Source organism: Bradyrhizobium sp. Pha-3 (assembly GCF_042258325.1).
GTDB classification, from domain to species: Bacteria; Pseudomonadota; Alphaproteobacteria; order Rhizobiales; family Xanthobacteraceae; genus Bradyrhizobium; species Bradyrhizobium elkanii.
Genome location: NZ_CP170151.1, coordinates 5880718 through 5901868 on the forward strand (window position 1 = coordinate 5880718; position 21151 = coordinate 5901868).

A 21151-nucleotide genomic window follows, 5' to 3' on the forward strand; every position below is an offset into this window, starting at 1 on the left:
AATCTGGTATGCTGGCGCCGGCACCGCAAGCCCGGCCGAGGCGTTACCAGACCTGACGATTCATCGCAGGTCGCGGCTTGCAGCCAGCCTCAGGCAATGCCAAGAGAGCGGGATGTCCCAAGATCACATTTCCAACGTCCTCGCCGAACGTTACGCCTCGCCCGCCATGCGCGCCATCTGGAGTGGCGAAGGCAAGGTCCGCCTCGAACGCGACTACTGGATCGCCGTGCTGAAGGCCCAGCGCGATCTCGGCATCGCGGTGCCGGATGGCGTGATCGAGAGCTACGAACGCGTCAAGGACCAGATCAACCTGGCCTCCATCATGAGGCGGGAGCGCGTCACCCGCCACGACGTCAAGGCGCGGATCGAGGAGTTCTGCGAGCTTGCCGGTCACGAGCACCTGCACAAGGGCATGACCAGCCGCGACCTCACCGAGAACGTCGAGCAATTGCAGGTCTACCGCGCGCTGCAGCTCATCGAAACCAAGAGCATCGCCGCGCTCATCCGCTTTGCCACGCGCGCGAAGCAATTGCGCGACATCCCGTTCACCGCGCGCACCCACAACGTCGCCGCGCAGGTGACGACACTCGGCAAGCGCATCGCGATGTCCGGCGAGGAGATGCTGCTGGCGCATCAGAGCCTGGTCAACGTGCTGCAAACCTATCCCGCCCGCGGCCTGAAGGGCGCGGTGGGCACCCGTCTCGACCAGATCACCCTGTTCAACGGCGATGCCGGCAAGGCGCGCGCGCTCGAGCAGCGCGTCCTCGTTCACCTCGGCCTGCCGAAGGCCCTCGATGCCGTCGGCCAGGTCTATCCGCGCAGCCTCGACTTCCGTGCGGTCAGCGTGCTCACCGAGCTCGCCAGCGGGCCCGGCAATTTCGCCAAGACCATCCGCCTGATGGCGGGCCACGAACTCGCCAGCGAAGGTTTTGCCAAGGGTCAGGTCGGCTCCTCGGCGATGCCGCACAAGATGAACAGCCGTTCCTGCGAGCGCATCAACGGCCTGCATGTGATCCTGAAGGGCTATCTCGCAATGGCCGCAGGGCTTGCCGGCGATCAGTGGAACGAAGGCGACGTCTCCTGCTCGGTCGTCCGCCGCGTCATGCTGCCCGACGCCTTCCTCGCCATGGATGGCCTGCTCGAAACCCTGCTCACGGTGCTTGACCAGATGGAGGTGTTCGAAGCCGTCGTCGAGACCGAGCTCAACCGCTATCTGCCCTTCCTGCTGACCACCACGGTGATGATGGAAGCGGTCAAGAAGGGCGCGGGCCGTGAAGGCGCCCACGAGGCGATCAAGGAGCATGCCGTCGCGGCCATCGGCGACCTGCGCACCGGCAAGATCATGCAGAACGATCTGCTGCAGCGTCTCGCCGCCGACAAGCGTCTTGGCTTGAGCGCAGCCGAGTTGCAGCTTGTGCTCGACCAGGGCCGCGCCAACTCCGGTGACGCCGGCGCCCAGGTCGATTTCTTCGCCGAGCAAGTCGAGGCCCTGGCCAAGGCCAAGCCTGAGGCGGCGCGCTACACGCCGGGAACGATCCTGTGATGTTTTTCGCGATCGGGTGAGTAGCGATTCCATTCGCTACTCGCCATTCGCCCCCTCGCCTCACTCCTCCTTGAAGCCGTATTCCGGCACGTTGCCGCTGGCGCCGTAATATTTGTACGGCAGGAACTTGCCGCTCATGGTGATCTTGACGCGGTCGCCCTTCGGATTGGCGACCCGCTCAATCGCCATGTCGAAGTCGATCGCCGACATGATGCCGTCGCCGAATTCCTCCTCGATCAGCGCTTTCCACGCCGGGCCGTTGACCATCACCATCTCGTAGAAGCGGTAGATCAAGGGATCGGTCGGCGGCATCGGCGTGCCGGTGCCGCGCATCGGCACCTCGTTGAGCATCGCGATCTCGGCCTTCGACAGCCCGAACAATTCGCCGGCATTGGCGGCCTGCGGTTTCGTCAATTTCATCTGGCCGAGGATCGCGCCCGTGATCAGCACGTCGGAATAGCCGCCGATCTTCTCGCAGATGTATTTCCAGCTCCAGCCCTTCTCGCGCTTGATGTCGAGCAGCTTCTCGGTGAGGTCTTCGCGTTTCATCAGGTTTCCTCCTCAGGCTTCAGCGCGCAGCGCTCTGCGCGGGATTGGGTTCGACGACGCGTGGCGGCGAGACGATCACGGGCTCGCCGACGCCGGGCCGCACCGTCGGCACGCGGCGCGGATCGTGACCGGTCACCTCGGCGGCAAAGCTCTTGCTGCGGCTGACCAGGAAATCGACGATATGGTTGCGCAGCGCATAGTAATAGGGATGGCGGTGAAGGTCGATGCGGCCGCGCTCCTTCGGCAGCGGGTTCTCGACGATTTCGGCCAGCACAGCGCCGGGACCGTTGGTCATCAGGAAGATCTTGTCGGCGAGAAAGATCGCCTCATCGACGTCATGGGTGATCATGAAGGTGGTCTGCCCGGTCTCCAGGCAGATCCGCCGCACCTCGTCCTGCAGCGTGCCGCGGGTCAGCGCGTCCAGCGCCGAGAACGGCTCGTCCATCAGCATGATCTTCGGGGTGATCGACAGCGCCCGCGCGATGCCGACGCGCTGTTTCATGCCGCCGGAGAGCTCGGACGGATGCTTGTGCTCGGAGCCGGTGAGCCCGACGAGATCGATGAACTTCTGCGCCTGCACCTTCACCCGCGCACGGTCCCATTTGCGCCATTTCGAGCTGACGGCATAGGCGACGTTGCCGAGCACCGTGCGCCACGGCAGCAGCGCATGGCTTTGGAAGATCACGGCGCGGTCGAGGCTGGTGCCCTCGATCCCCTGCCCGTCGACGATGACAGTCCCTTCGCTCGGCTCGTCGAGCCCGGCGAGGATATTCAGCACCGTGGTCTTGCCGCAGCCGGAATGGCCGATCACGCAGCTGAACTCGCCGCGCGCCATCGACAGCCAGAAATTCTCGAACACCGCGGTGGTGCCGCCGCCGGCGCCGGGATAGCGCCGCGCGATGCCCTCAATCGAGATGAACTTGTCGGTCATCGCTACTCCGGAAACGTCACCATGCGCGTGAACCGCGCCAGCACCTGGTCGAGCAGCATGCCGACGAGGCCGATCAGGAGGATCGCGATGATCACATTGGTGATCGACAGGTTATTCCACTCATTCCAGACGAAGTAGCCGATGCCGGTGCCGCCGACGAGCATCTCGGCGGCGACGATCACGAGCCAGGCGATCCCGATCGATATCCGCATGCCGGTCAGGATCGTCGGCGCCGCCGCCGGCAGGATCACGGTGAAGGCGCGTCTGATCGTGCCGACCTCGAGCGTCCGCGCGACGTTGATCCACTCCTTGCGCACGCCGGCGACGCCGAACGCGGTGTTGAGCAGCATCGGCCACACCGAGCAGATGAAAATGACGAAGATCGCGGAGATCGAGGAATCCTTGATCGTGTAAAGCGCGAGCGGCATCCAGGCTAGCGGCGAGATCGGCTTCAGCACCTGGATGAAGGGATCGAGCGCCCTGCTGATCAGGGGCGACATGCCGATCATGAAGCCAAGCGGAATCGCGACGACGACCGCGATCAGATAGCCGAGCCCGACGCGCCCGATCGAATAGGCGAGCTGGATGCCGAGCCCCTTGTCGTTCGGGCCATTGTCGTAGAACGGCCGCTTCAGATGCTCCCACAGCTTGGCGCCGACATCGAGCGGCCCGGGCATCGCCGACTTGCCCTGCGTCGCGGTCAGCCCCATCAGCCTGGCGTATTCGGGGCTCATCGCCGCCGTCGTGCCGCTGCTGCGGGTGGCGAGGTGCCAGGCGCCAAGGAAAGCGGCAAGCAGCGCGATCGAGACGATGGCGGCGCGGAGACGGAGGGAGAAGGTCACGCGCACTCCCTCCCCGCGTCGTCCCTGCGAAAGCAGGGACCCATAACCACCGGCCCCAGCTGTTGCGCTGAGTGTCTCCCCGCGCGCCTAACCGAGAGAGCACGGCGTATGGGTCCCTGCTTTCGCAGGGACGACGGCGGGGTTAGAATTTTTCGCCTCACGACGATTTCCTGATCTTGAAGCTCGCCAGATAATCGTCGGGTTTGGCCGGATCGAAGCTCTTGCCCATCACCGAGAACGACTTGTACGAGGTAGCGGGTGGCGCGAGCCCCATCTCGGCCATCACCTTCTTGGTATCGGTGGCGAGATAGACCTGCTCAGCGACCGCCTTGTAGTCGACGTCGCCCTTGATCTGGCCCCAGCGCTTCATCTGCGTCAGCATCCACACCGCAAAGGACTGCCAGGGGAACGGATCGAAATCGACGCGCTTCGGATCGGTCTTCACGCTACCGAGCCCGTCGGCATAGGTGCCGGTCAGCACCTGCTCCAGCACCGTCACCGGCGCGTTGATGTAGTTGGCCGGCGCAATCGCTTCCGCGATCTGCTTGCGGTTCTCGGCCTTCGCCGCGTAGCCGGTGGCATCCACGATCGCGCGGGTCAGCGCCGCGAAGGAATTCGGCGCCGTCGTGATGAACTCGCGGCTGGCGGCAAAGCTGCAACAGGGATGGCCGTCCCAGATCTCCTTGGAGAGGATGTGCAGGAAGCCGACCCCGTCATAGATCGCGCGCTGGCAGATATTGTCGGGCGCGAGGAAGCCGTCGATATTGTCGGCGCGCAGATTGGCGACCATCTCCGGCGGCGGCACCGAGCGGAGCTGCACGTCGGTATCCGGATCGAGCCCGTGCTCGGCGAGGTAATAGCGCAGCAGATAATTGTGCATGGAGTAGTCGAACGGAATGGCGAACTTCATGCCCTTCCAGTCCTTCGGATCGCGCCTGTCCTTGTGCTTCATCGCCAGCGTGATGCCCTGCCCGTTGATGTTCTCGATCGCGGGGACCGTGAACGGTATGGCGTTGGCGCCAAGGCCGAGCGAGATCGCGATCGGCATCGGCGCCAGCATGTGGGCGGCGTCGTATTCCTTGTTGATGGTCTTGTCGCGAATGACCGCCCAGCCGGCGGTCTTCACCACCTCGACGTTGAGGCCCTGCTTGGCATAGAAGCCGAGCGGCGCCGCCATGATGATCGGGGTCGCGCAGGTGATCGGAATGAAGCCGACCTTGAGGTCCTTCTTCTCCGGCGGCCCGGCGTCGGCGAACGCCTCTGTCGCCGTCTTCAGCGGGAAGAACTGTGACAGCGCGGCGAGCGCCGTCGCGGCGCCAACCGATTTCAGGAAAGCGCGGCGCGCGACATCCTGCGGAAACACCGCCCGCATCACCGCCGACGCGACGATGCCTTCGTAACGCTTCTGTTCGCTGAGATCGCCGACCGGCTCGCAGCGCAGCATGCGCGCGGCCTGCTCATGCTCGGCGGCTGAGCGATGCCAGCCGCAGGCGCAACCCGATCGCTCGAGCACGCGGTCGGCGTCGAAGGGATCATCTGACGTAGACATGCTGCGCCCCATTGTCGCACCGAAACGCAGAGAGCTCCGCGATCCGGTTCATTGATCGGCGTCCGGCCGCGTTTTGCGCCGCCGGACACCAACAAACATGCAGGTTCTATGCCGCCTTGCCGGTGACGACGGGCGCGGTCGGCAAGCCCTCATCGATCGGCAGCGACGGGTCGCGCGACCACTCGTTCCAGGAGCCGAAGTACATCCGCACGTCCTTCACGCCGGCGTTCTTCAGCGCCAGGAAGGTGTTCGAGGCGCGCGCACCCTTGAAGCAGTAGAGATAGACCGGCGTGGTCTGCGAGATGCCGACGGTGGCGCACTCCGCCAGGATCTCGTCCTTCGACTTGAAGCGCGGGCCCTCGGCGGTCGGCTTCATCATGCGGTACCATTCCAGCCACACCGCACCGGGGATGCGGCCCTTGCGCGGGCAGAAATCCTTGCCGTAGGGCGAGGAGCTTTCGCCGATCCACTCGTCGACGTCGCGCACGTCGAGGATCGCAACGCCGGGCTTGCCGACCGCCGCCAGCATCGCCTTGGCGTCGATCATGATGTCGCCGGCCTCCGGCACGATCGCAAAGGAGGTCTTCGCCGGCGCCGCAACGTCGGTGGTCACCGGCAGGTCGGCCGCCTTCCAGGCATCGAAGCCGCCATGCAGCACCTTCACCTTGGGATAACCCAGCATCGTCAGAAGATAGTAGCCGCGGCAGGATTGGCCGAAGCCGGAATTCATCGACTGCTCGTAGATCACGGCGGTCTCCTTGCCGGAGAGACCGGCGGCACCGAACGCATCCGCGAACTTGGTCTTCAGCTCGTGGATGCCTTCCGGCGTCGAGGTCGCAAGGAACGTGAAGATGTCATGCACATTGACGGCACCGGGCAAATGGCCGGCCGCATAGGCATCCGGATTCCGCGTGTCGATGATGACACACGGGTCTTTCTTGACGAGCTCGGCAAGTTCGCCGGCGGTGATCAGAACGTCCGTCATGGCAGCCTCTCCTGTCTGTGGTTGCAGTTGTGGTGGTCCCGAACTCGTTTGAGCATGATCTCCGCGCAAACGCGTTCCGCGTTTGTCGCGAGGGAAAACCGGTTTCCACTTTTCCGGATCATGCTTCAGCCGTCCGCCAGCATCTTGCGCAGCTGCTTGGTGGCGGGCGTGACGATGGCGACGAAATAGGCCTCGCGCAGCCTGCGCTGGGCGCGGTGGCTCATCAGATAGCCGCGCGCGCCGCAATGGAGCATCGCGGCATGTGCGAATGCGACGCTGGCATCGCCGATCCGCAGCCGCAGTGCGACGACGCGGCGCCAGTAGCTGTCATCGGCATTGTAGGGATCGCTTGCCAGCGCCATCGCCTCCTTCTCGAACTCGGCATAGAGCTCGCGGAATTGCAGCGGCTGTTGCGGCAGATAGCGGTTGACGTGTCCGAGCGGCGCATGGACCTCGTCCATGATGTTGATGCAATCCTTCATCAGCCCAAGACCCATGCCGGCCTGCAACAGGATGAAGCCGGCGCGGATTTTCTTGACGAACGGCGCAGCCGGCTCGGCCAGGATCAGTTCGTCCGGCACGAACACGTCGCGAAACTGGACGCCATAGGTACCGGTGCCGTCCATCGCCAGGAACGGCTTGCAGGGCGTCAGCGTGATCGCGGGATCGGAGCAGTCGGCGAGGAACATCACGGTGCTGCCCGGCTCGCCGCCTGCGATGCCGCCCGGCTCGCCGCTGGCGATGCCGCCCGCCTCGCCCTTGGTGCCCTCGTCCTCGCGCTCGAAGATCGTGCCGAAGTAATGGCCGGGCCCGAGGTTCGACACCCAGGGCAGCGCACCGCGGACGATGTAGCCGCCCTCGACCTTGCGGCCCTTCAGCTTCAGCCGCTCGATACCGAAGAAACTCTTCATCGGGTTGGAGAGCCCGGTGCCGCCGAGCACGCGCCCGCGCGAGAAGCAGTCACCGAAGCGCGCGGCGAGCTTCATGTTGGTGGAGTTGGCGACGTACCAGACCAGCGTGTTCTGGCACCACGCCATGAAGGCGGTGGCGCCGCAGACCTCGCCGAGCGCGGCCATCGACTGGATGGCCCAGCGCAGGTCGGCAGGACCTTCCTGCGGCACATGGCTGCTCCAGGCGCCGACCTTGCCGAGCCGGTGCAAGAATTCGCCGGGATAGACCGAGCCGGCATCGACCGCGGCTGCGATCGGCGCCAGCTCCTGACGGGCAAGGCGGGCAACCTCGTCCGCAATGGTCGGTGCGGGATCTTGAGCTGCGACCCGCGACAAAGCCAGTGAACCCATGGATGATCTCCGCACCTTGAATTGCCGGCTGGGCGTTTACGCGCTGACCTCGAGATTGACGGGACGGGTGAAGGTGTTGGCGACCGGCGACCACTTCTTCACATGCGCCACCAGCGCGTCGATCTCGGCCTGCGAGACCCCCTCGCACTCCATGTCGACCTTGACGCGGACGTCGGTGAAGCCGACCGGCTTCTCGCTGACGTCGCCGGTGCCCCACACCGCGGTGATGTTGAGATCGCCCTCGAGCTCGAGCTCGAGCTTGTTGACGATCCAGCCGCGATGCACGGCGTTGGCGTGCAGGCCGACAGCGAGGCAGGAGCCGAGCGCGGCGAGCGAGGCCTCGGAGGGATTGGGCGCGGTGTCGTCGCCGAGCAGGCCCGGCGGCTCGTCGACGATGTAGGGCGCGAGGTTGCGGATGTAGTTGGCGTGGCGGAACTTGCCCTCGGCCACCGTCTTGCACTTCAAGGTCTTGATCACCTTCGGGTTGGCCTTGCCGTTGGCAATCAGCTGCTCGAGCCCGCCTCTGTCGATCGGCGCGAGGCAGCCGGTCAGTGCGGTTTTCTGGGCGACGGCGGTCATCAGTTTTCTCCCTGGGAGCGATGGAATTGGTCAGGATACCGAACGGTCTGTTTCCTGCACGAAGCGTGCCAGTCCCACCCCAAATCAAAAGGCGAAATCCCGCAGGTGCTTAAGCGGGCCTGCCTGCGGATTGATCAGCGCACCGCTGCTCAAACGCGGTGCATCTGCCGCGCCGCCGCGATTATTTTGAGCGCAGGACGGCGCACATGCCCGCCCCCGTGAAGATGCGGCTTGATGATTTCGGCGCGCTCCGATTTACTGCCGCGCATGGCCAAACCGCTTGCGAAGAAAAAAACTGCCGCGGCGTTCGCCGCCGGCGACGACGAATCGGCGCGCGGGCGCCTGCTGAATGCCGCGACGCATCTGTTCTGCAAGAACGGCATCAACGCCACCGGCATCGATGCGATCATCGACGAGGCCGGAACCGCGAAGACGACGCTCTACAAGCTGTTCGGCTCGAAGACCAACCTCGTGCATGCGGTGCTGGAGAGCGAAGGCCGGCAGTGGCGCGAATGGTTCATCGGCGCGATCGAGGCCGGCGGCGGCGATGCGCAGACCAAGCTGTCGCGGATCTTCCCTGCCCTGAAGAGCTGGTTCGCCGAGGAGCGCTTCTACGGCTGCCCCTTCATCAACGCGGTCGCCGAGCACGACAAGGACGCCAAGCAGTTCCGCAACATCGCGCTGAAGCACAAGAAGGTGGTGCTGGCGCATATCGAGAAGCTCGCCGGCGAAATGGGTGCGGCCGAGCCGGCCGTGCTTGCGCACCAGCTCGCGCTGCTGATCGACGGCGCCATCGTCGCCGCGATGGTGTCGTGCGATCCCACGGTCGCCGACACCGCGGGCCTCGCCGCCAGCAATCTGTTCGCGCCGGCCAAGGCGAAGAAGCCGAAGCGCGCCGCGGCGCAGCTGGTCGCGGTCTGACGATCCGCTATCGCGTAGCCCGGATGAGCGGAGCGACATCCGGGGCGCCTGGTTCCCGCATGTCGCTGCGCTCATGCGGGCTACCGCTGAGACGCCTACAGATCGAAATTCGTCGGCAGCATCACGACGTCGCGGATGGTCATGCCGCGCGGCCGGGTCAGCATGAACATCACGACCTCGGCGACTTCGCTGGCCTCCAGCAGGCTTCCGGCCGCCTTGGCCTCCGCAAGCTTCTCCGCCGGCCAGTCGGCGAGCAGCGCGCTGATCACGGGCCCGGGCGAGATCGAGCCGACACGGATGCCGTGCTTGAACACCTGGCGCCGCACCGTCTGCACGAAGCAGTTGACCGCCCATTTCGACGACGCATAGACCGGCTCCCATGGCGTCGGGAAATGCGCGGCGAGCGAACTCGTCACGATGATGTCGCCGGTGCCGCGCGCGATCATGTGCGGCAGCACGTCGTGCACGTTCTTCATCACGACGTTGACGTTGAGGTTCAGCATCCGGTCGATCGCACTCGTATCCGCATCGACGAGATCGCCGCCGACATAGATCCCCGCATTGGCGTGCAGGATGTCGAGCCAGCCGGTCTTCTCGAGCGCCCGCGGCAGCAGCGTGGCGCAGGCCTTCGGGTCGAGCAGGTCGATGACCAGCGGGATCACGGCATCGCCATGTCTGGCGGCGAGCGCCTCGAGCGCGGCGGCGTCGCGGTCGATCATCACCACGCGCGCGCCGGCCGCCAGCATCGCCTCGCTGCTGGCCAGTCCGATGCCCGACGCCGCTCCGGTCACGGCCGCGACCTTGCCTTCCAATTGCTTCGCCATCGTCTCCACCCTGTCAGGTCCGTGTAGCACCTATCGCAACACATCATGATCGCGATGTCAGCTCATCATGCGATGAGCAACTCCACGTTTGTCTGATCCCATCACATGCGCAGCATCGGCGGCCGCGTGGCGAAACGGCGGCGCAGCCATTTTGCCGCCGGCCCGGCCGGCCGCTGCTTGTGCCAGACCACTTCGAGCGCGACGGGATGTGCGCCCTCGTCGAATTCCAGTTCGGGAATGGCGAGCTCATCGGCAACCTGCGAGCTCGCCATGATGTGCGCCGGAATCAGCGCCCAGCCGACGCCCTGCTTGAGGATCTGCAGGATCACCCAATGGCTCTCGACCCACCACACCTCGGCTGCGACACGCAGCCGGTGCCGCTCGGTGCCTTCGTTGCGCACCGTGACTATGATCTGGCGATGCCGCTTCAGCTCCTCCCAATCCACCCGGCCATGCGCCAGCGGATGGTTCTTGCCGCAAACCAGCTGCAGCGGCACCCAGCCGATGGTCTTGAAGCCAAGCTCTGGCGGCAGGTGCTCCTGCCGCCACATCACGCCGACATCGGCCTTGCCGTCGAGCACGAGACGGCTGACGTCCTCCATGATCGGAAACAGCAGTTCCAGTTCGACATGGGGAAAACGCCCGGCGAATTCCGCGAACAGCTCGCCTACCGCGCTCTCCGGATAGAGCTCGTCGATCGCCACCACCAGGCGCTTCTCGACATGCGCCTCGAAACTGCTGGCGACACCGATCAGGTGCTCGCGGCGATCGAGGACCAGTCTTGCTTCGGGCAACAGCCGCGCCCCCGCTTCGGTCAGCACCGGATTGCGACCGGCCCGGTCGAACAACGCGATGCCGAGATCGGTCTCCAGATTGGCGACGTGGGTGCTGACGGCCGATTGCGCTTTCTTCAGCAGCCGCGCCGCGCCGGAGAACGAGCCCTGCTCGGCCGCCGCCACGAAGGATTCGAGCTGGTCCATGGAAACGAACATCTATCTCTTTTACAGATAGTACCTAACTTGGTTATGGCACAATATCAGATAGAAATCCGGTCGCAACGACGACAGCGTTTTCAAGCGAAGTGGATACCGGTTCGCGTGAAGAAAATGCGTCAAAACAAGAATCTAGAAAGGGTTTCAAAATGTCTATGCGTTCCTTCTCCGACCGGGTCAGGCACGCAGTCCTGTTCGAACCGATCGGTATCGCCATCTTCATGCCGGCGGCCGCCTGGCTGTTCAATCAGCCGGTCGCCCATATGGGCATCATCGGAATCGTCTCGGCGACGGTAGCGACGATCTGGAACTTGCTGTTCAATTTCGGCTTCGACCACGCGCTGGTCCGCGTCACCGGCCGTATCGCCAAGACGATCCGCGTCGCGCACGCGACGCTGTTCGAGGCCGGCCTGATCGTGCTGCTGATCCCGTTCGTCGCCTGGTATCTCGGCGTCTCGCTGTGGGCGGCGCTGATGATGGATATCTCCATCGTCGCGTTCTATCTGGTCTACGCGTTCGCCTTTAACCTCGCCTACGATGGCGTGTTTCCGGTGCGCGAGCTCGATGCGCACGATCGCGCGGCGAACCGGGCTCTGGCGGCCTGATCGATCTCGGCGTCGGCGCGGCGGATGATGTGATCTGCCGCGCCGCTCCGGACCCTGACACCGCGCGAATATTTCCGGCGATAGCGACTGCACACAAGTTCTGCCGCGCCTCACTCATAGACTGGTTTGATCCGGCTGAAGCACTATGGAATGCTTCAAGCCGACATGCCCGTCAGAGGCTGCCAACCGGCCAACAATGCCAAAACGGCCAACAACAAGAAACGGAGGACGACAATGCCAAGGAACCGTTCATCTCGGCTCACACGCCGTGATCTCATCAAGGGCACTGCTGCCACGTCGGCCACGCTGCTGCTCGGCACGCCCGCCATTGCCAAGGGCAAGACCGAGATCGTCATCGGCAACATCGACGCCTATTCGGGACCGGCTGCCGTCTATTCGTCGATCGGCCGCACGCCCGGCGGCTATTTCAAGATGATCAACGAGCAAGGCGGCATCAACGGCCGCATGATCAAGTACATCACCTATGACGACGCCTACAGCCCGGCCAAAACCGTCGAGCAGGCGCGCAAGCTGGTCGAAGGCGACGAGATCGACGTGCTGTTTGCGCCGCTCGGCGCGCCGACCAATGCGGCGATCATGAAATACATGAACCAGAAGAGGATCCCGCACCTCTTCATTGCGTCCGGCGCGACCAAGTTCGGCGACTACAAGAATTTCCCCTACACCATGGGTTTCCAGCCCTGCTACCAGATCGAGGGCCGCGCCTTCGCGCAGCATGTGCTGTCGACACAGAACGATCCCAAGATCGGCATCGTCTACCAGAACGATGATTTCGGCCGCGACGTGTTGAAGGGTTTCAAGGACGGACTTGGCGCCAGGACGTCCGCGATCGTGGCGGAGCTGTCCTATGAGACCGCCGACCCGACCATCGACAGCCAGGTGGTTCGCTGCAAATCCGCCGGCGCCAACGTGTTCATGAGCATGACCACGCCGAAATTCGCCGCCCAAGGCATCAAGAAGATCGCCGAGCTCGGCTGGCAGCCGGCGCACTACATCGGCAACAACGCCTCCTCCGCCGGCTCGACGCTGAAGGCCGCGGGCTTCGACGTCTCCAGGGGGATCATTTCGAGCGCTTATCTGAAGGATCCCGTCGACGCCGCCTGGGACAACGATCCCGCCATCCAGAAATGGCGCGCCTTCCTCGACAAATACGATCCGGCGGCGGCCAAGAACGACATCTACGCGGTCACCGGCTATCTCACCAGCCAGATCCTGGTTCAGGTGCTCAAGCAATGCGGCGACGACGTCTCGTCCGAAAGCATCATCAAGCAGGCGGCCAACCTGAAGGATTTCGAATCCGACATGCTGCTGCCCGGCATCCGGATCAACACCTCGCCATCGGACTATTATCCGCTCGAGCAGTTGCAACTGGTGCGCTTCAGCGGCGAGCGCTACGAGCCGATGGGACCGGTGATCGACGGCGGCATCTCGAAGGCCTGACCGTCTGGGCGTGGACCATCAATGTCGGCTTCCGACGACCAAGCGGATACCCCGCTTGGTCGTCATCGGCGGCTTATGACCCAAACCGGACAGTTATTCGATCAGGCCGCTGTCAACAGGCTTTGGTGCGAGGCTACGTGGGATCGCGCAATCGTCCGATTTATTCGGTGGGTTCTTCATCTCTTTCCAGCTGAGGCTTTTCATACAAGACTGCGTTCAACAAGGAACGATGCACTTCGATCTTTCCGTTGTAGCTGATCAATCCCAGCTTGCGAAATTTGTTCAGGAAAAAGCTCACCCGGGGTCGGGTCGTTCCGATCATCTCAGCCAAGGTTGCTTGATTGATCGAAGCGGCGATGGGCGTTGGTTTTTCATTTTTTCCGAAATTGGACAGCAGAAGAAGCAGGCGCGCGAGCCGCTTCTCGCTCGAGTTGAATAGCTGATCGATCAAATCCTCTTCGATGCGATTGCTCCTGGTCACCAGGTAAGTCACGAAAAGTTCTGAAAATCGTGGCTCCTTGCGGAGCGTCGTCAGCATCGCCTTCCGCGTGATTGAGGTGAGAACGCACTCCTCCATCGCCCTTGCGGTTCCAATGCGGACCGCCTGGCCGTTCAGGCAGCCCTCGCCAAAAAACTGCGCAGTGTCCAATATGCCGACGACGGCTTCCTTGCCTTGCTCGGAAACAACGGTCACCTTGACCTTGCCCGATTGGATGTAAAAAACCTTATCGGCCTCTTCGCCCTGGGCGTAGATGATCCGGCCTTTACGGTACTTCGATATCGTCTTGCCGGTCCCGACTTTGGCGAGAAAAGCCTGGGGGTCGAACTGTCGCTTTGCAGACTTTACAAGCCCCTCCTTCGGACCAGCGATGTCTAAATATGAAAACTGGTGGGTTGTGGTCAATATTGACCAGCGGACCAGTTTCCAAGGGGAGAAAATCACCCGGTCGGTGGCCGGTGCCCGGCAATGTGGCGGGCGCCCGCCCGATCCAGAAAGGGTGCCCGCATGTTCGGCTTTTGCACGTATCCTACCGGTCCGCCGCTGAGCGTCATAGAGCGCCCGCGCTGTCCGCACTGCCAGACCCGCACGCAGCTGGCCTGCACTGCGCCAGTCCCAGGGGGTTACCAACTCCGCACGTTCGAGTGCCCCAAGTGTGATCGTGCCCAGCAAACCTTGGGGGTCAGCGACCCCTTGAGCGGCGACGGCCGAGGGTGGCTTAGCGGCCAGCTTAAATCCCCGGACTAGATTTCGGCAATCTCATGGGAGATTAAAATGGCCGATCAAATAGCCGCTCCACCCCGGGTCCTATCGAGCCCACCATGCCAGCGATGTGCGGGCGCGACCGTCGTCCAGCGGATCACGCCTTCGCGAGCTGGGCATGAGCATTGGACGCTGCGCTGCAAAAGCTGCGGCCACGTCCACCAGATGCAGGTCGTGTCGGGCCCGTCGCAATCCGGACCACTCGACTGGTTTGAGAGAAATTTGGGGTTACTGAAATGAACGTCAAAAAGCGTAACAGGACGAAGGTCACATTTTTGACGGCGGATCATCTGGATGAGCAGGCGGATGCGCGCGCCAGTGAGGCGAAGCAATTGCCTGAAGGAGAGGCGCGACAAAATGCGCTTCGCAATGCCGCAGAGTTGAGGGTGTATGCGTCCATGAAGCGCGCACTTACACCACAAACTGCCAGATCGAAATAACAGGGCGGATAGGAACCCCGAGGGGATCCAAATCCAGAATTCAACTCGGGTTGCAGCACAATGAGCAATGTACCATCCGACCAGCGACGCTTCTTCCAGCGCAAACCCGTGAGAACCGCCAACAAGGTGGATACGGTTGGGAATGCTGTCGGCGTCGTCCTTGATTTGCGTGATGGGGAACGGGGCTTGGCATTGCCGGGGCGGTTGTTCGAACAACTGCCATTTGCCGTCTATGTTTGTGACCGCGACGGTCTCGTTCTTCGATACAACCGCCGCGCTGCCGAACTATGGGGCCGGTCGCCTAAACTCGGCGATCCCAATGAACGGTATTGCGGATCGTATCGAATGTTTCGCCCCGACGGCAGTCTGCTCTCGCACCATCAATGTCCCATGGCAGAGGTGCTGCACACTGGCGTTTCCGTGCGCCAACAGGAAGTACACATCGAGCGGCCTGACGGCTCGCGCGGCATCGCACTGGTCGATATCGAGGCAATCAAGGATGGCGGTGGCAACGTTGTCGGCGCCGTCAACTGCTTCCAGGACATAACGGAGCGCAAACGAAGCGAGGTGCAAATCGTCAATCTGGCGCGAGAGGCCGAGCATCGAACAAAGAACATCCTGTCCACTGTGCTGGCGACGGTGCGTCTTTCTGAAGCCGATACGTCTGATGATCTTAAACAGCTGATTGAAGGGCGGATCGAAGCCCTCGCAAAGGTCCATACGCTGTTCGTGGAATCCCGATGGGTGGGAGCGGAGCTTCACCGTTTGGCCGCGCAGGAACTCTTGGCTTACAGCGGGGAGAAGGAGGCGCGGGTGCGAATTGATGGCCCAGCCGTTATGCTGGAGCCGAGTATCGCCCAGACTGTTGCAATTTCCTTGCACGAGCTCGCGACCAACGCCGCAAAGTACGGCTCGCTATCGGCAGCGAGTGGCCGCGTCGAAATCTTATGGTCGCTACCGGCGGATGGAAGGCTCAGCTTGCGTTGGATCGAGTCGGGTGGCCCGGCCGTCGGGCCGCCCACGCACCGCGGGTTCGGCACACGCATTTTGGAGAATATGATTAGTCAACTCAAGGGTGAGGTGCGTTTTGATTGGCGCGACCAAGGGCTGGCGTGCGAAATCGCTTTGCCGCTTGCATAGCTGCCAGCCAGGCGGACTTCGCCTATGCTATTCGGCCAGTGGGGGGAATTCGCGATGCGACTGTTCGCAAGCCGCACGCGCCCCGCCAGGTCGCGGAGGGAAGCGACGCGCATCAGCCGTAGCGCCCAGCGGCAAAGAAAAGGCCGCCCGAAGGCGGCCAATTCTTTGCCATCCCTGCTGCCTATTTTTTAAGGGCGTCAGCAGCGTCCCGCGCTGCATCTTTCACATCTCCCGCGGCGTTGTGGACGGAGCCCTTGGCCTTATCGATCTTGCCTTCGGTTTCCATGTCCTTGTCGCCCGTGAGCTTGCCTGCACCTTCTTTGATGGCGCCTTTTGCCTTGTCGGCTGCGCCCTTCACATGTTCGCGATCCATGATCGTGTTCCTTCTGTCTGGGATATGGGCCAACAAGAGAGTTGCGCAGTAGTTCCTACGAGAACATGCGTCGGTCTTCACGACGACTTCTTAGTTTGGCCCAAGACCGACGTGCAGCGATGTGGCTTCAACGTCGGCTTCTGACGACAAAGCGGACGTTACCCGGCTTGGTCCACGTCGGTGGCTTATGGCCCAAAACGGACTTCGCGCCCTCATAGTCGAGCGCGGTACTCTCCGCCTGTCTGCTTGGAGCAGCACGGGACTTGAGAGCGTACTGTTTGGCGCGAAATGCGCTCGTAGATCTCGTCGAAACCGGACGCCGAAGCGCCGCAGCGCCGCAGCGGCGGTATCGAACATGGAACCCCTCCTACTTCGGAGGCGGCGGTTTGGGCATTGCCGACAGCAAGCGAATTTTAAGCTTGCCTCCCTCGGTCACGTAAGTTGCCGTCCAGATGCCCCCTGTCTCGATAGGCGCGCCGCTTTGGTTCTTGCCCGAGATGCGATACCCGCCGATGGCGAGCGCCATGTCCGAGCCGACCGGCCATGCCTGGTCCACCGTGATTTCCTCATGGTCGAACCCGGCCTTGAAGGCGCCTTGATAAAATTCTGCAATGTCGGAGCGCGGCCCCGCGGGATTCACGTGGATGCCGCCGGTCGCGAACAGCGCGGCAATTCCCGCGCCGTCCTGCTTGTTGAAGCTCGCCGCATATTCGGAAGCAATCCCTTCGACCTTTTGCTTTGGATCACCGTCCGCGGCCATTGCCGATAACGAAAAGACGAGCAGGAATAGGCATGAGAAGCACGTCCGCAGCATCGCAATTCCTCCCTGAAAATATTCATTATCAAAAAAATGGCCCGACCCGGGACCAGGACGACAATAAGACATCAACTACGGATTGTAGGCAATCGTTTCAGGCGCTGCGACGCAACACGCGGGCTTACTTGCCCGACGTTTCCAACTGACGGATTCTGAGATAGCCTGCAGCGCCCTTGAACGTGACGAGCCGCCATGCTCACGCTCTATTCCTATCCGCCGCTGTTCGGCGTCGCCGACAATAATGGCTATGGCCTGAAGGTATTCGCTTTTCTGAAGCTCGCCGGCGTGCCGTTCCGGCACGAGCACATCTTCGATGCGTCGAAGGCGCCGCGCCAACAACTTCCTTATATCGTCGACGGCCGTGACACTGTCGGCGACAGCGAGACCATCCTCGCCTATGTCACCGGAAAATATGGCGTGACGCTGGATGCCGCGCTGACGCCGGCGCAGCGCACGACCAACCTGCTCGTCACGCGGACGCTCGACGATCTCTACTGGGTGATGTCCTATTCGCGCTGGCAGGATGAGCGCTACTGGCCCCAGTTCCGCGATGCGCTCAAGCGCGAACATCCGGGCCTCACCGACGACGGCTTGATGAAGGCCAAGGAGTTCAACGCCCGGCGCTATTACTACCAGGGCATCGGCCGCTTCGAGCCCGACGCCGCGACGGCCCGCGGGCTCGCCGATCTCGCCGCGCTGGCGAGCCTGATCCCGAGTCAAGGCTATGTGCATGGTGACAAGCCGACGACCGTCGACGCCGGCATCTATGGCTTCGTGGCCAACATCTACTTCTACGACATCAAGACGCCATTGAAGGACTTCGTGGTCTCGCACGAGGCTCTGGTACAACATTGCCGCGCCATCCACACGGCAGTGAGCAAGTGAGCCGGGGCCAACTCAACCTCTAACTCGCAATATGACCTTCGCGGCCGGGAGCAAACTGGCGGTTGCTCGGGCGTAGCTGGATATATCTGCGCTGGCGTGTCGCAGTCGGCCTCTCACAAACAGATCGATTTCAGGGGTAGTATCCCGTCCTTGGGCTAGCTGCGGAGCCGGTCATGGCTTCAAAATTGTCTTCGGGCCTTTTCGCGTCAGTACTCGTTGGAGCAGCAGTGCTTTTGATTGCAGGTCCGCCACCTGCATGGGGCCTGCTGTTGCTCGGCTCCTTCGCACTGGCGGCACTCTACATCGTCGCGAGAATGAGGTCGCGCTACGATCCGCTCGATCCACGCTTCGGCAGCTGCATCCCTCCGATGTCCAGGCCGAAAGGCAGCGGCGGCAATGACTCCACCACCTGAGCGCCGTCCAGCATCGATCAGATGCGGATCGTGCGAAGACGTCCCGATAGCCTGAAGCCGACATGCAAAGCGCGTCGGCTGCAGTTCGCATTCCATTTGGAGTTTTTTTTGCAGTTTGTTTCAGACGACACTCCGTCGGATTTTGAGCACCAGGAGATTGATCAAATGCAGACGCCTACCGCAAACCCCCGAGGAGCAGAGTTTTGGAACAGCACCATGGGGCACTCATGGGTTTCGCAGCAAGCCGTGATCAGCGATGTCTTCACGTCGGTCACCAGCGTCAGCCTGGGTGCTGCAGCGGCAAAGCCCGGTGGTCATGTGATCGATATCGGATGCGGCACCGGTGACACACTGTTGGCGTTTGCCAGGATTGTTGGTCCGTCAGGTGCTGTGTTGGGTGTCGATATTTCGGTCCCGATGCTGGATCTGGCCGGGCATCGTGTCGCCGAGGCAGGACTTGGCAACGTCACTTGTGCGCTGGCCGACGCGACGATCTATGGCTTCGAACCGCGCTGGGCGGATCTGGTGTATTCGCGTTTTGGCCTGATGTTCTTCGATGACCCGGTCAAGGCCTTCGCCAACATCCGCCGTGGCATGAAAGCGGGCGGGCGGCTGGTGTTCGTCTGTTTTCGCACCATGCCGGAGTCGCCGTGGTTTCGCGTGCCGATCGAGGCGGCACGACCTCACGTGCCGCCACAACCGCCGCTCGATCCATCGGCGCCTGGGATGTTTTCGTTCGCGCGCAAGGAGCGCGTTCGCGGCATCCTGACCGAGGCAGGGTTTCACGAGATTGCGCTCAAGGCCACCGACGTGCCGATCCATGGCGGCGACATCGCGCAAAGCATGGCCTTCATCACGCAGGCCGGCCCGCTGCCCGCGCTGCTCGAGAATGCCACGGACGATCAACGTCATCGCGCCATAGAAGCGGTACGCAACGCGCTCGCCGCAAGCATCGGAGCCGATGGGCGCGATCTGCATGTGGGTCTGTGGCTCGTGTCGGCACTAGCCTAGCGAGATGCCGCCTTCCGGATTGTAAAGGCAGATACCACGCCATCCGCGCCGCACCGCGCCTGCGGTCGGCACCCGGCTTTCCCTTCGCCCTCTGTAATCAGAGCGGCGAAACGACGAGCAAAGCTCCGGCGAAGCGCATCGCGAGAACGCGGATGCATGACTCAATGATCGCGCAACAAACACAGTGTCGTCCCTGCGAAAGCAGGGACCCATAACCACAGATGCTGATTGTCTTGCGACGATGGAACGACGAGTCACTTCAACAACACAAGCCACGGCGTATGGGTCCCTGCTCCCGTGCGCAATTGCGCACTAGGCAGGGACGACGCGTGGAGGGAGCTACGCGCTCAAATCCACGTGTACGACGGGGAGAGAGCGGCGGCGATCTTCACCGCCCCTGCTGCAGCCCCGCCTCCAGCCGCGCGAGTTCGCCGTCGAGATCGCGCTCGACTTCGGCCACGTGCATGTCGACCACCCGATAGTCGCGCGCCTCGAGCCAGGCTCTGCGCTTGGCGCGGTCGGCTCCGATGGCCTCGCTCTCGTTCGGGTTGACCAGCTCGATCGCGAGCCGGTGCACGAAGGAGACGAAGTCGGGGATGTGGCGGCCGACCGGGGTCTGGCGCTTGAACTGGCCGGCGAAACGGCGGTCCCGTGTCAGCGCCTGCCACAGGATCCGTTCGGCGTCGGTCGGGTTGCGGCGGAGCAGGCGGGCGAGCCCGCGCACGGTGCTGCTGCTGTCGGCGGTCGCGCCACCGTGCCCCTGCTCGGCGAGCAGCGCCCGCAAGCGCGTCGCCTGGGCCCCGTCGAGCACCCCGCCCTTGGCGGGGCCCTTGCGTCCCTCGGCGATCGCCATCACCACCCCATGCAGCGTGTGCATGTCCTGCTTGGTCGGATCCATCCGGGTGAAGATGTTGCGCAGGTTCACCAGCATGGTGTCGCGCTTCTCCGCCGGCCGCAGGAACTCGACCTTGTCGAGCTCGGCGACGAGGTTGTCGAAGAACGCCTGCATCTGGTGCTGGGAGGCCGGCTCGGACCGCTCGGGCATCGCAAACGGTAGCGCCCCCGCGGTCGAGAGCTTGAACCACTCGTAGCCCATCAACAGCACCGCCTGCGCCAGATTGAGCGAAGCGAAGCCTGGATTCACCGGGAAGGTGATGATCCGATTGGCGAGCGCGACCTCCTCATTGGTCAGGCCGGCGCGCTCGCGCCCGAACAGGATGCCGGCGCCGCCGCCGGATGCGACATGATCGACGATCTCACCCGCCGCGCCTTCCGGCCCGACCACCGGCTTGGCCTGGTCGTGGGCCCGGGCGGTGGTCGCAAACACCAGCGTGAGATCGGCGATCGCCTGCTCGACCGTGTCGAACAGCTCGACGGAACCGATGATGTGGTCGGCACCGGCGGCCGCGCGCTGGGCGGCAATATTCGGCCAGCCGTCGCGCGGGTTGACGATGCGCATCCTCGACAGCGCGAAGTTACCCATCGCGCGCGCGGCCATGCCGATGTTCTCGCCAAGCTGCGGCTCGACCAGGATGACGACGGGACCGGCAAGGTCGTGCCCTGCCTTGGTCTTGTCGGTGCCGGACATCTCACTTCACTTTCTGATTCAACGTCTGAAGATTTTGAATCAGCTTCCGAAGAGGCTGATTCAAAACTCATGCAGGGGCCCAAGACCGCATCGACCAGCTTTGCACCGGTTTTGCGCGGGACCATTTTCTCCAAGGAGATA

Annotated in this window: 22 protein-coding genes; 9 read left to right on the forward strand and 13 right to left on the reverse strand. The window is 63.0% G+C overall.

The features are described from left to right. The first annotated feature begins 112 nt into the window (after window positions 1-112). The gene (purB, locus tag ACE10X_RS27970; RefSeq protein ID WP_375763154.1) at window positions 113-1543 is read left to right on the forward strand and encodes an adenylosuccinate lyase; all 1431 of its coding nucleotides are present in this window, start codon (window positions 113-115) and stop codon (window positions 1541-1543) included. 60 nt (window positions 1544-1603) lie between these two features. On the opposite strand, the gene cynS is transcribed toward purB, so the two are convergent. The 7 genes from cynS to ACE10X_RS28005 all read right to left on the reverse strand — a co-directional run bounded on the left by cynS (window position 1604) and on the right by ACE10X_RS28005 (window position 8279). After that, on the reverse strand, window positions 1604-2092 hold the full coding sequence (cynS, locus tag ACE10X_RS27975) for a cyanase (RefSeq protein ID WP_375763155.1): 489 nt from the start codon (window positions 2090-2092) through the stop codon (window positions 1604-1606). A 19-nt stretch (window positions 2093-2111) separates the two neighbouring features. Next, window positions 2112-3023 (reverse strand): ABC transporter ATP-binding protein, encoded by a 912-nt coding sequence (locus tag ACE10X_RS27980; protein WP_375763156.1) that lies wholly within the window; start codon window positions 3021-3023, stop codon window positions 2112-2114. 2 nt (window positions 3024-3025) lie between these two features. Next, a complete protein-coding gene (gene ntrB / locus ACE10X_RS27985; RefSeq protein WP_253639469.1) occupies window positions 3026-3865 on the reverse strand; it encodes a nitrate ABC transporter permease in 840 nt (279 codons plus the stop codon). A 157-nt stretch (window positions 3866-4022) separates the two neighbouring features. Continuing rightward, window positions 4023-5414: a CmpA/NrtA family ABC transporter substrate-binding protein gene (locus ACE10X_RS27990; RefSeq protein WP_375763157.1), complete on the reverse strand. Its 1392-nt coding sequence runs from the start codon at window positions 5412-5414 to the stop codon at window positions 4023-4025. A 106-nt stretch (window positions 5415-5520) separates the two neighbouring features. Continuing rightward, the gene (locus ACE10X_RS27995; RefSeq protein ID WP_375763158.1) at window positions 5521-6399 is read right to left on the reverse strand and encodes a sulfurtransferase; all 879 of its coding nucleotides are present in this window, start codon (window positions 6397-6399) and stop codon (window positions 5521-5523) included. Window positions 6400-6524: 125 nt separating this feature from the next. Beyond that, entirely contained in the window at window positions 6525-7700 is a 1176-nt protein-coding gene (locus tag ACE10X_RS28000; RefSeq protein ID WP_038385943.1) for an acyl-CoA dehydrogenase family protein, read from the reverse strand. A gap of 36 nt (window positions 7701-7736) precedes the next feature. Then, the gene (locus ACE10X_RS28005) at window positions 7737-8279 is read right to left on the reverse strand and encodes an OsmC family protein (protein ID WP_038385944.1); all 543 of its coding nucleotides are present in this window, start codon (window positions 8277-8279) and stop codon (window positions 7737-7739) included. Window positions 8280-8546: 267 nt separating this feature from the next. On the opposite strand from ACE10X_RS28005, the gene ACE10X_RS28010 reads away from it, so the two are divergent. Next, window positions 8547-9200: a TetR/AcrR family transcriptional regulator gene (locus ACE10X_RS28010; RefSeq protein WP_375763159.1), complete on the forward strand. Its 654-nt coding sequence runs from the start codon at window positions 8547-8549 to the stop codon at window positions 9198-9200. A gap of 95 nt (window positions 9201-9295) precedes the next feature. Here the strand turns inward: ACE10X_RS28010 and ACE10X_RS28015 are convergent, their stop codons facing one another. Both ACE10X_RS28015 and ACE10X_RS28020 read right to left on the reverse strand, forming a co-directional pair. Beyond that, window positions 9296-10024, reverse strand: a complete 729-nt coding sequence (locus ACE10X_RS28015) for an SDR family oxidoreductase (RefSeq protein ID WP_375763160.1) — start codon at window positions 10022-10024, stop codon at window positions 9296-9298. 101 nt (window positions 10025-10125) lie between these two features. After that, window positions 10126-11016: a LysR family transcriptional regulator gene (locus ACE10X_RS28020; RefSeq protein WP_375763161.1), complete on the reverse strand. Its 891-nt coding sequence runs from the start codon at window positions 11014-11016 to the stop codon at window positions 10126-10128. A 155-nt stretch (window positions 11017-11171) separates the two neighbouring features. Between ACE10X_RS28020 and ACE10X_RS28025 the strand changes: the two genes are divergently transcribed. Next, window positions 11172-11621 carry a PACE efflux transporter gene (locus tag ACE10X_RS28025; RefSeq protein WP_375764617.1) on the forward strand — a complete coding sequence of 150 codons (450 nt, stop codon included), beginning with the start codon at window positions 11172-11174 and terminating at the stop codon, window positions 11619-11621. 234 nt (window positions 11622-11855) lie between these two features. Further along, complete coding sequence (locus ACE10X_RS28030) at window positions 11856-13082, forward strand: ABC transporter substrate-binding protein (RefSeq protein WP_375763162.1); 1227 nt, start codon at window positions 11856-11858, stop codon at window positions 13080-13082. 160 nt (window positions 13083-13242) lie between these two features. Here the strand turns inward: ACE10X_RS28030 and ACE10X_RS28035 are convergent, their stop codons facing one another. Beyond that, window positions 13243-13953 carry a Crp/Fnr family transcriptional regulator gene (locus tag ACE10X_RS28035; protein ID WP_375764618.1) on the reverse strand — a complete coding sequence of 237 codons (711 nt, stop codon included), beginning with the start codon at window positions 13951-13953 and terminating at the stop codon, window positions 13243-13245. A gap of 626 nt (window positions 13954-14579) precedes the next feature. Here ACE10X_RS28035 and ACE10X_RS28040 point away from each other — a divergent pair. Continuing rightward, window positions 14580-14783: a hypothetical protein gene (locus tag ACE10X_RS28040; RefSeq protein WP_375763163.1), complete on the forward strand. Its 204-nt coding sequence runs from the start codon at window positions 14580-14582 to the stop codon at window positions 14781-14783. Between the two features lie 60 nt (window positions 14784-14843). Continuing rightward, the gene (locus tag ACE10X_RS28045) at window positions 14844-15923 is read left to right on the forward strand and encodes an HWE histidine kinase domain-containing protein (RefSeq protein WP_375763164.1); all 1080 of its coding nucleotides are present in this window, start codon (window positions 14844-14846) and stop codon (window positions 15921-15923) included. A gap of 181 nt (window positions 15924-16104) precedes the next feature. Here the strand turns inward: ACE10X_RS28045 and ACE10X_RS28050 are convergent, their stop codons facing one another. After that, the gene (locus tag ACE10X_RS28050) at window positions 16105-16296 is read right to left on the reverse strand and encodes a CsbD family protein (protein WP_038385949.1); all 192 of its coding nucleotides are present in this window, start codon (window positions 16294-16296) and stop codon (window positions 16105-16107) included. Between the two features lie 367 nt (window positions 16297-16663). Continuing rightward, entirely contained in the window at window positions 16664-17110 is a 447-nt protein-coding gene (locus ACE10X_RS28055) for a DUF4440 domain-containing protein (RefSeq protein WP_028339863.1), read from the reverse strand. Between the two features lie 195 nt (window positions 17111-17305). On the opposite strand from ACE10X_RS28055, the gene ACE10X_RS28060 reads away from it, so the two are divergent. From ACE10X_RS28060 to ACE10X_RS28070, 3 genes are all read left to right on the forward strand, one after another. Beyond that, window positions 17306-17998: a glutathione S-transferase C-terminal domain-containing protein gene (locus ACE10X_RS28060; RefSeq protein ID WP_375763165.1), complete on the forward strand. Its 693-nt coding sequence runs from the start codon at window positions 17306-17308 to the stop codon at window positions 17996-17998. 227 nt (window positions 17999-18225) lie between these two features. Beyond that, window positions 18226-18411, forward strand: a complete 186-nt coding sequence (locus ACE10X_RS28065) for a hypothetical protein (protein WP_157788031.1) — start codon at window positions 18226-18228, stop codon at window positions 18409-18411. A gap of 21 nt (window positions 18412-18432) precedes the next feature. Continuing rightward, a complete protein-coding gene (locus tag ACE10X_RS28070) occupies window positions 18433-19422 on the forward strand; it encodes a class I SAM-dependent methyltransferase (protein WP_375763166.1) in 990 nt (329 codons plus the stop codon). A 388-nt stretch (window positions 19423-19810) separates the two neighbouring features. Here the strand turns inward: ACE10X_RS28070 and ACE10X_RS28075 are convergent, their stop codons facing one another. Next, window positions 19811-21010, reverse strand: a complete 1200-nt coding sequence (locus ACE10X_RS28075) for a TrmJ/YjtD family RNA methyltransferase (RefSeq protein ID WP_375763167.1) — start codon at window positions 21008-21010, stop codon at window positions 19811-19813. Between the last annotated feature and the right edge of the window lie 141 nt (window positions 21011-21151).

What these genes read in the sequence shown, in the direction of transcription:
- ACE10X_RS28070 (WP_375763166.1), top strand. Translation starts at nt 18,433, where the DNA reads ATGCGGATCGTGCGAAGACGTCCCGATAGCCTGAAGCCGACATGCAAA.
- ACE10X_RS28010 (WP_375763159.1), top strand. Translation starts at nt 8,547, where the DNA reads ATGGCCAAACCGCTTGCGAAGAAAAAAACTGCCGCGGCGTTCGCCGCC.
- ACE10X_RS28000 (WP_038385943.1), bottom strand. Translation starts at nt 7,700, where the DNA reads ATGGGTTCACTGGCTTTGTCGCGGGTCGCAGCTCAAGATCCCGCACCG.
- ACE10X_RS28030 (WP_375763162.1), top strand. Translation starts at nt 11,856, where the DNA reads ATGCCAAGGAACCGTTCATCTCGGCTCACACGCCGTGATCTCATCAAG.
- ACE10X_RS28020 (WP_375763161.1), bottom strand. Translation starts at nt 11,016, where the DNA reads ATGTTCGTTTCCATGGACCAGCTCGAATCCTTCGTGGCGGCGGCCGAG.
- ACE10X_RS28025 (WP_375764617.1), top strand. Translation starts at nt 11,172, where the DNA reads ATGCGTTCCTTCTCCGACCGGGTCAGGCACGCAGTCCTGTTCGAACCG.
- ACE10X_RS28060 (WP_375763165.1), top strand. Translation starts at nt 17,306, where the DNA reads ATGCTCACGCTCTATTCCTATCCGCCGCTGTTCGGCGTCGCCGACAAT.
- ACE10X_RS28015 (WP_375763160.1), bottom strand. Translation starts at nt 10,024, where the DNA reads ATGGCGAAGCAATTGGAAGGCAAGGTCGCGGCCGTGACCGGAGCGGCG.
- ACE10X_RS28075 (WP_375763167.1), bottom strand. Translation starts at nt 21,010, where the DNA reads ATGTCCGGCACCGACAAGACCAAGGCAGGGCACGACCTTGCCGGTCCC.
- ACE10X_RS28040 (WP_375763163.1), top strand. Translation starts at nt 14,580, where the DNA reads ATGAACGTCAAAAAGCGTAACAGGACGAAGGTCACATTTTTGACGGCG.
- ACE10X_RS28045 (WP_375763164.1), top strand. Translation starts at nt 14,844, where the DNA reads ATGAGCAATGTACCATCCGACCAGCGACGCTTCTTCCAGCGCAAACCC.
- ACE10X_RS28005 (WP_038385944.1), bottom strand. Translation starts at nt 8,279, where the DNA reads ATGACCGCCGTCGCCCAGAAAACCGCACTGACCGGCTGCCTCGCGCCG.
- ACE10X_RS27980 (WP_375763156.1), bottom strand. Translation starts at nt 3,023, where the DNA reads ATGACCGACAAGTTCATCTCGATTGAGGGCATCGCGCGGCGCTATCCC.
- ACE10X_RS28050 (WP_038385949.1), bottom strand. Translation starts at nt 16,296, where the DNA reads ATGGATCGCGAACATGTGAAGGGCGCAGCCGACAAGGCAAAAGGCGCC.
- ACE10X_RS27995 (WP_375763158.1), bottom strand. Translation starts at nt 6,399, where the DNA reads ATGACGGACGTTCTGATCACCGCCGGCGAACTTGCCGAGCTCGTCAAG.
- purB (WP_375763154.1), top strand. Translation starts at nt 113, where the DNA reads ATGTCCCAAGATCACATTTCCAACGTCCTCGCCGAACGTTACGCCTCG.
- cynS (WP_375763155.1), bottom strand. Translation starts at nt 2,092, where the DNA reads ATGAAACGCGAAGACCTCACCGAGAAGCTGCTCGACATCAAGCGCGAG.
- ACE10X_RS27990 (WP_375763157.1), bottom strand. Translation starts at nt 5,414, where the DNA reads ATGTCTACGTCAGATGATCCCTTCGACGCCGACCGCGTGCTCGAGCGA.
- ACE10X_RS28055 (WP_028339863.1), bottom strand. Translation starts at nt 17,110, where the DNA reads ATGCTGCGGACGTGCTTCTCATGCCTATTCCTGCTCGTCTTTTCGTTA.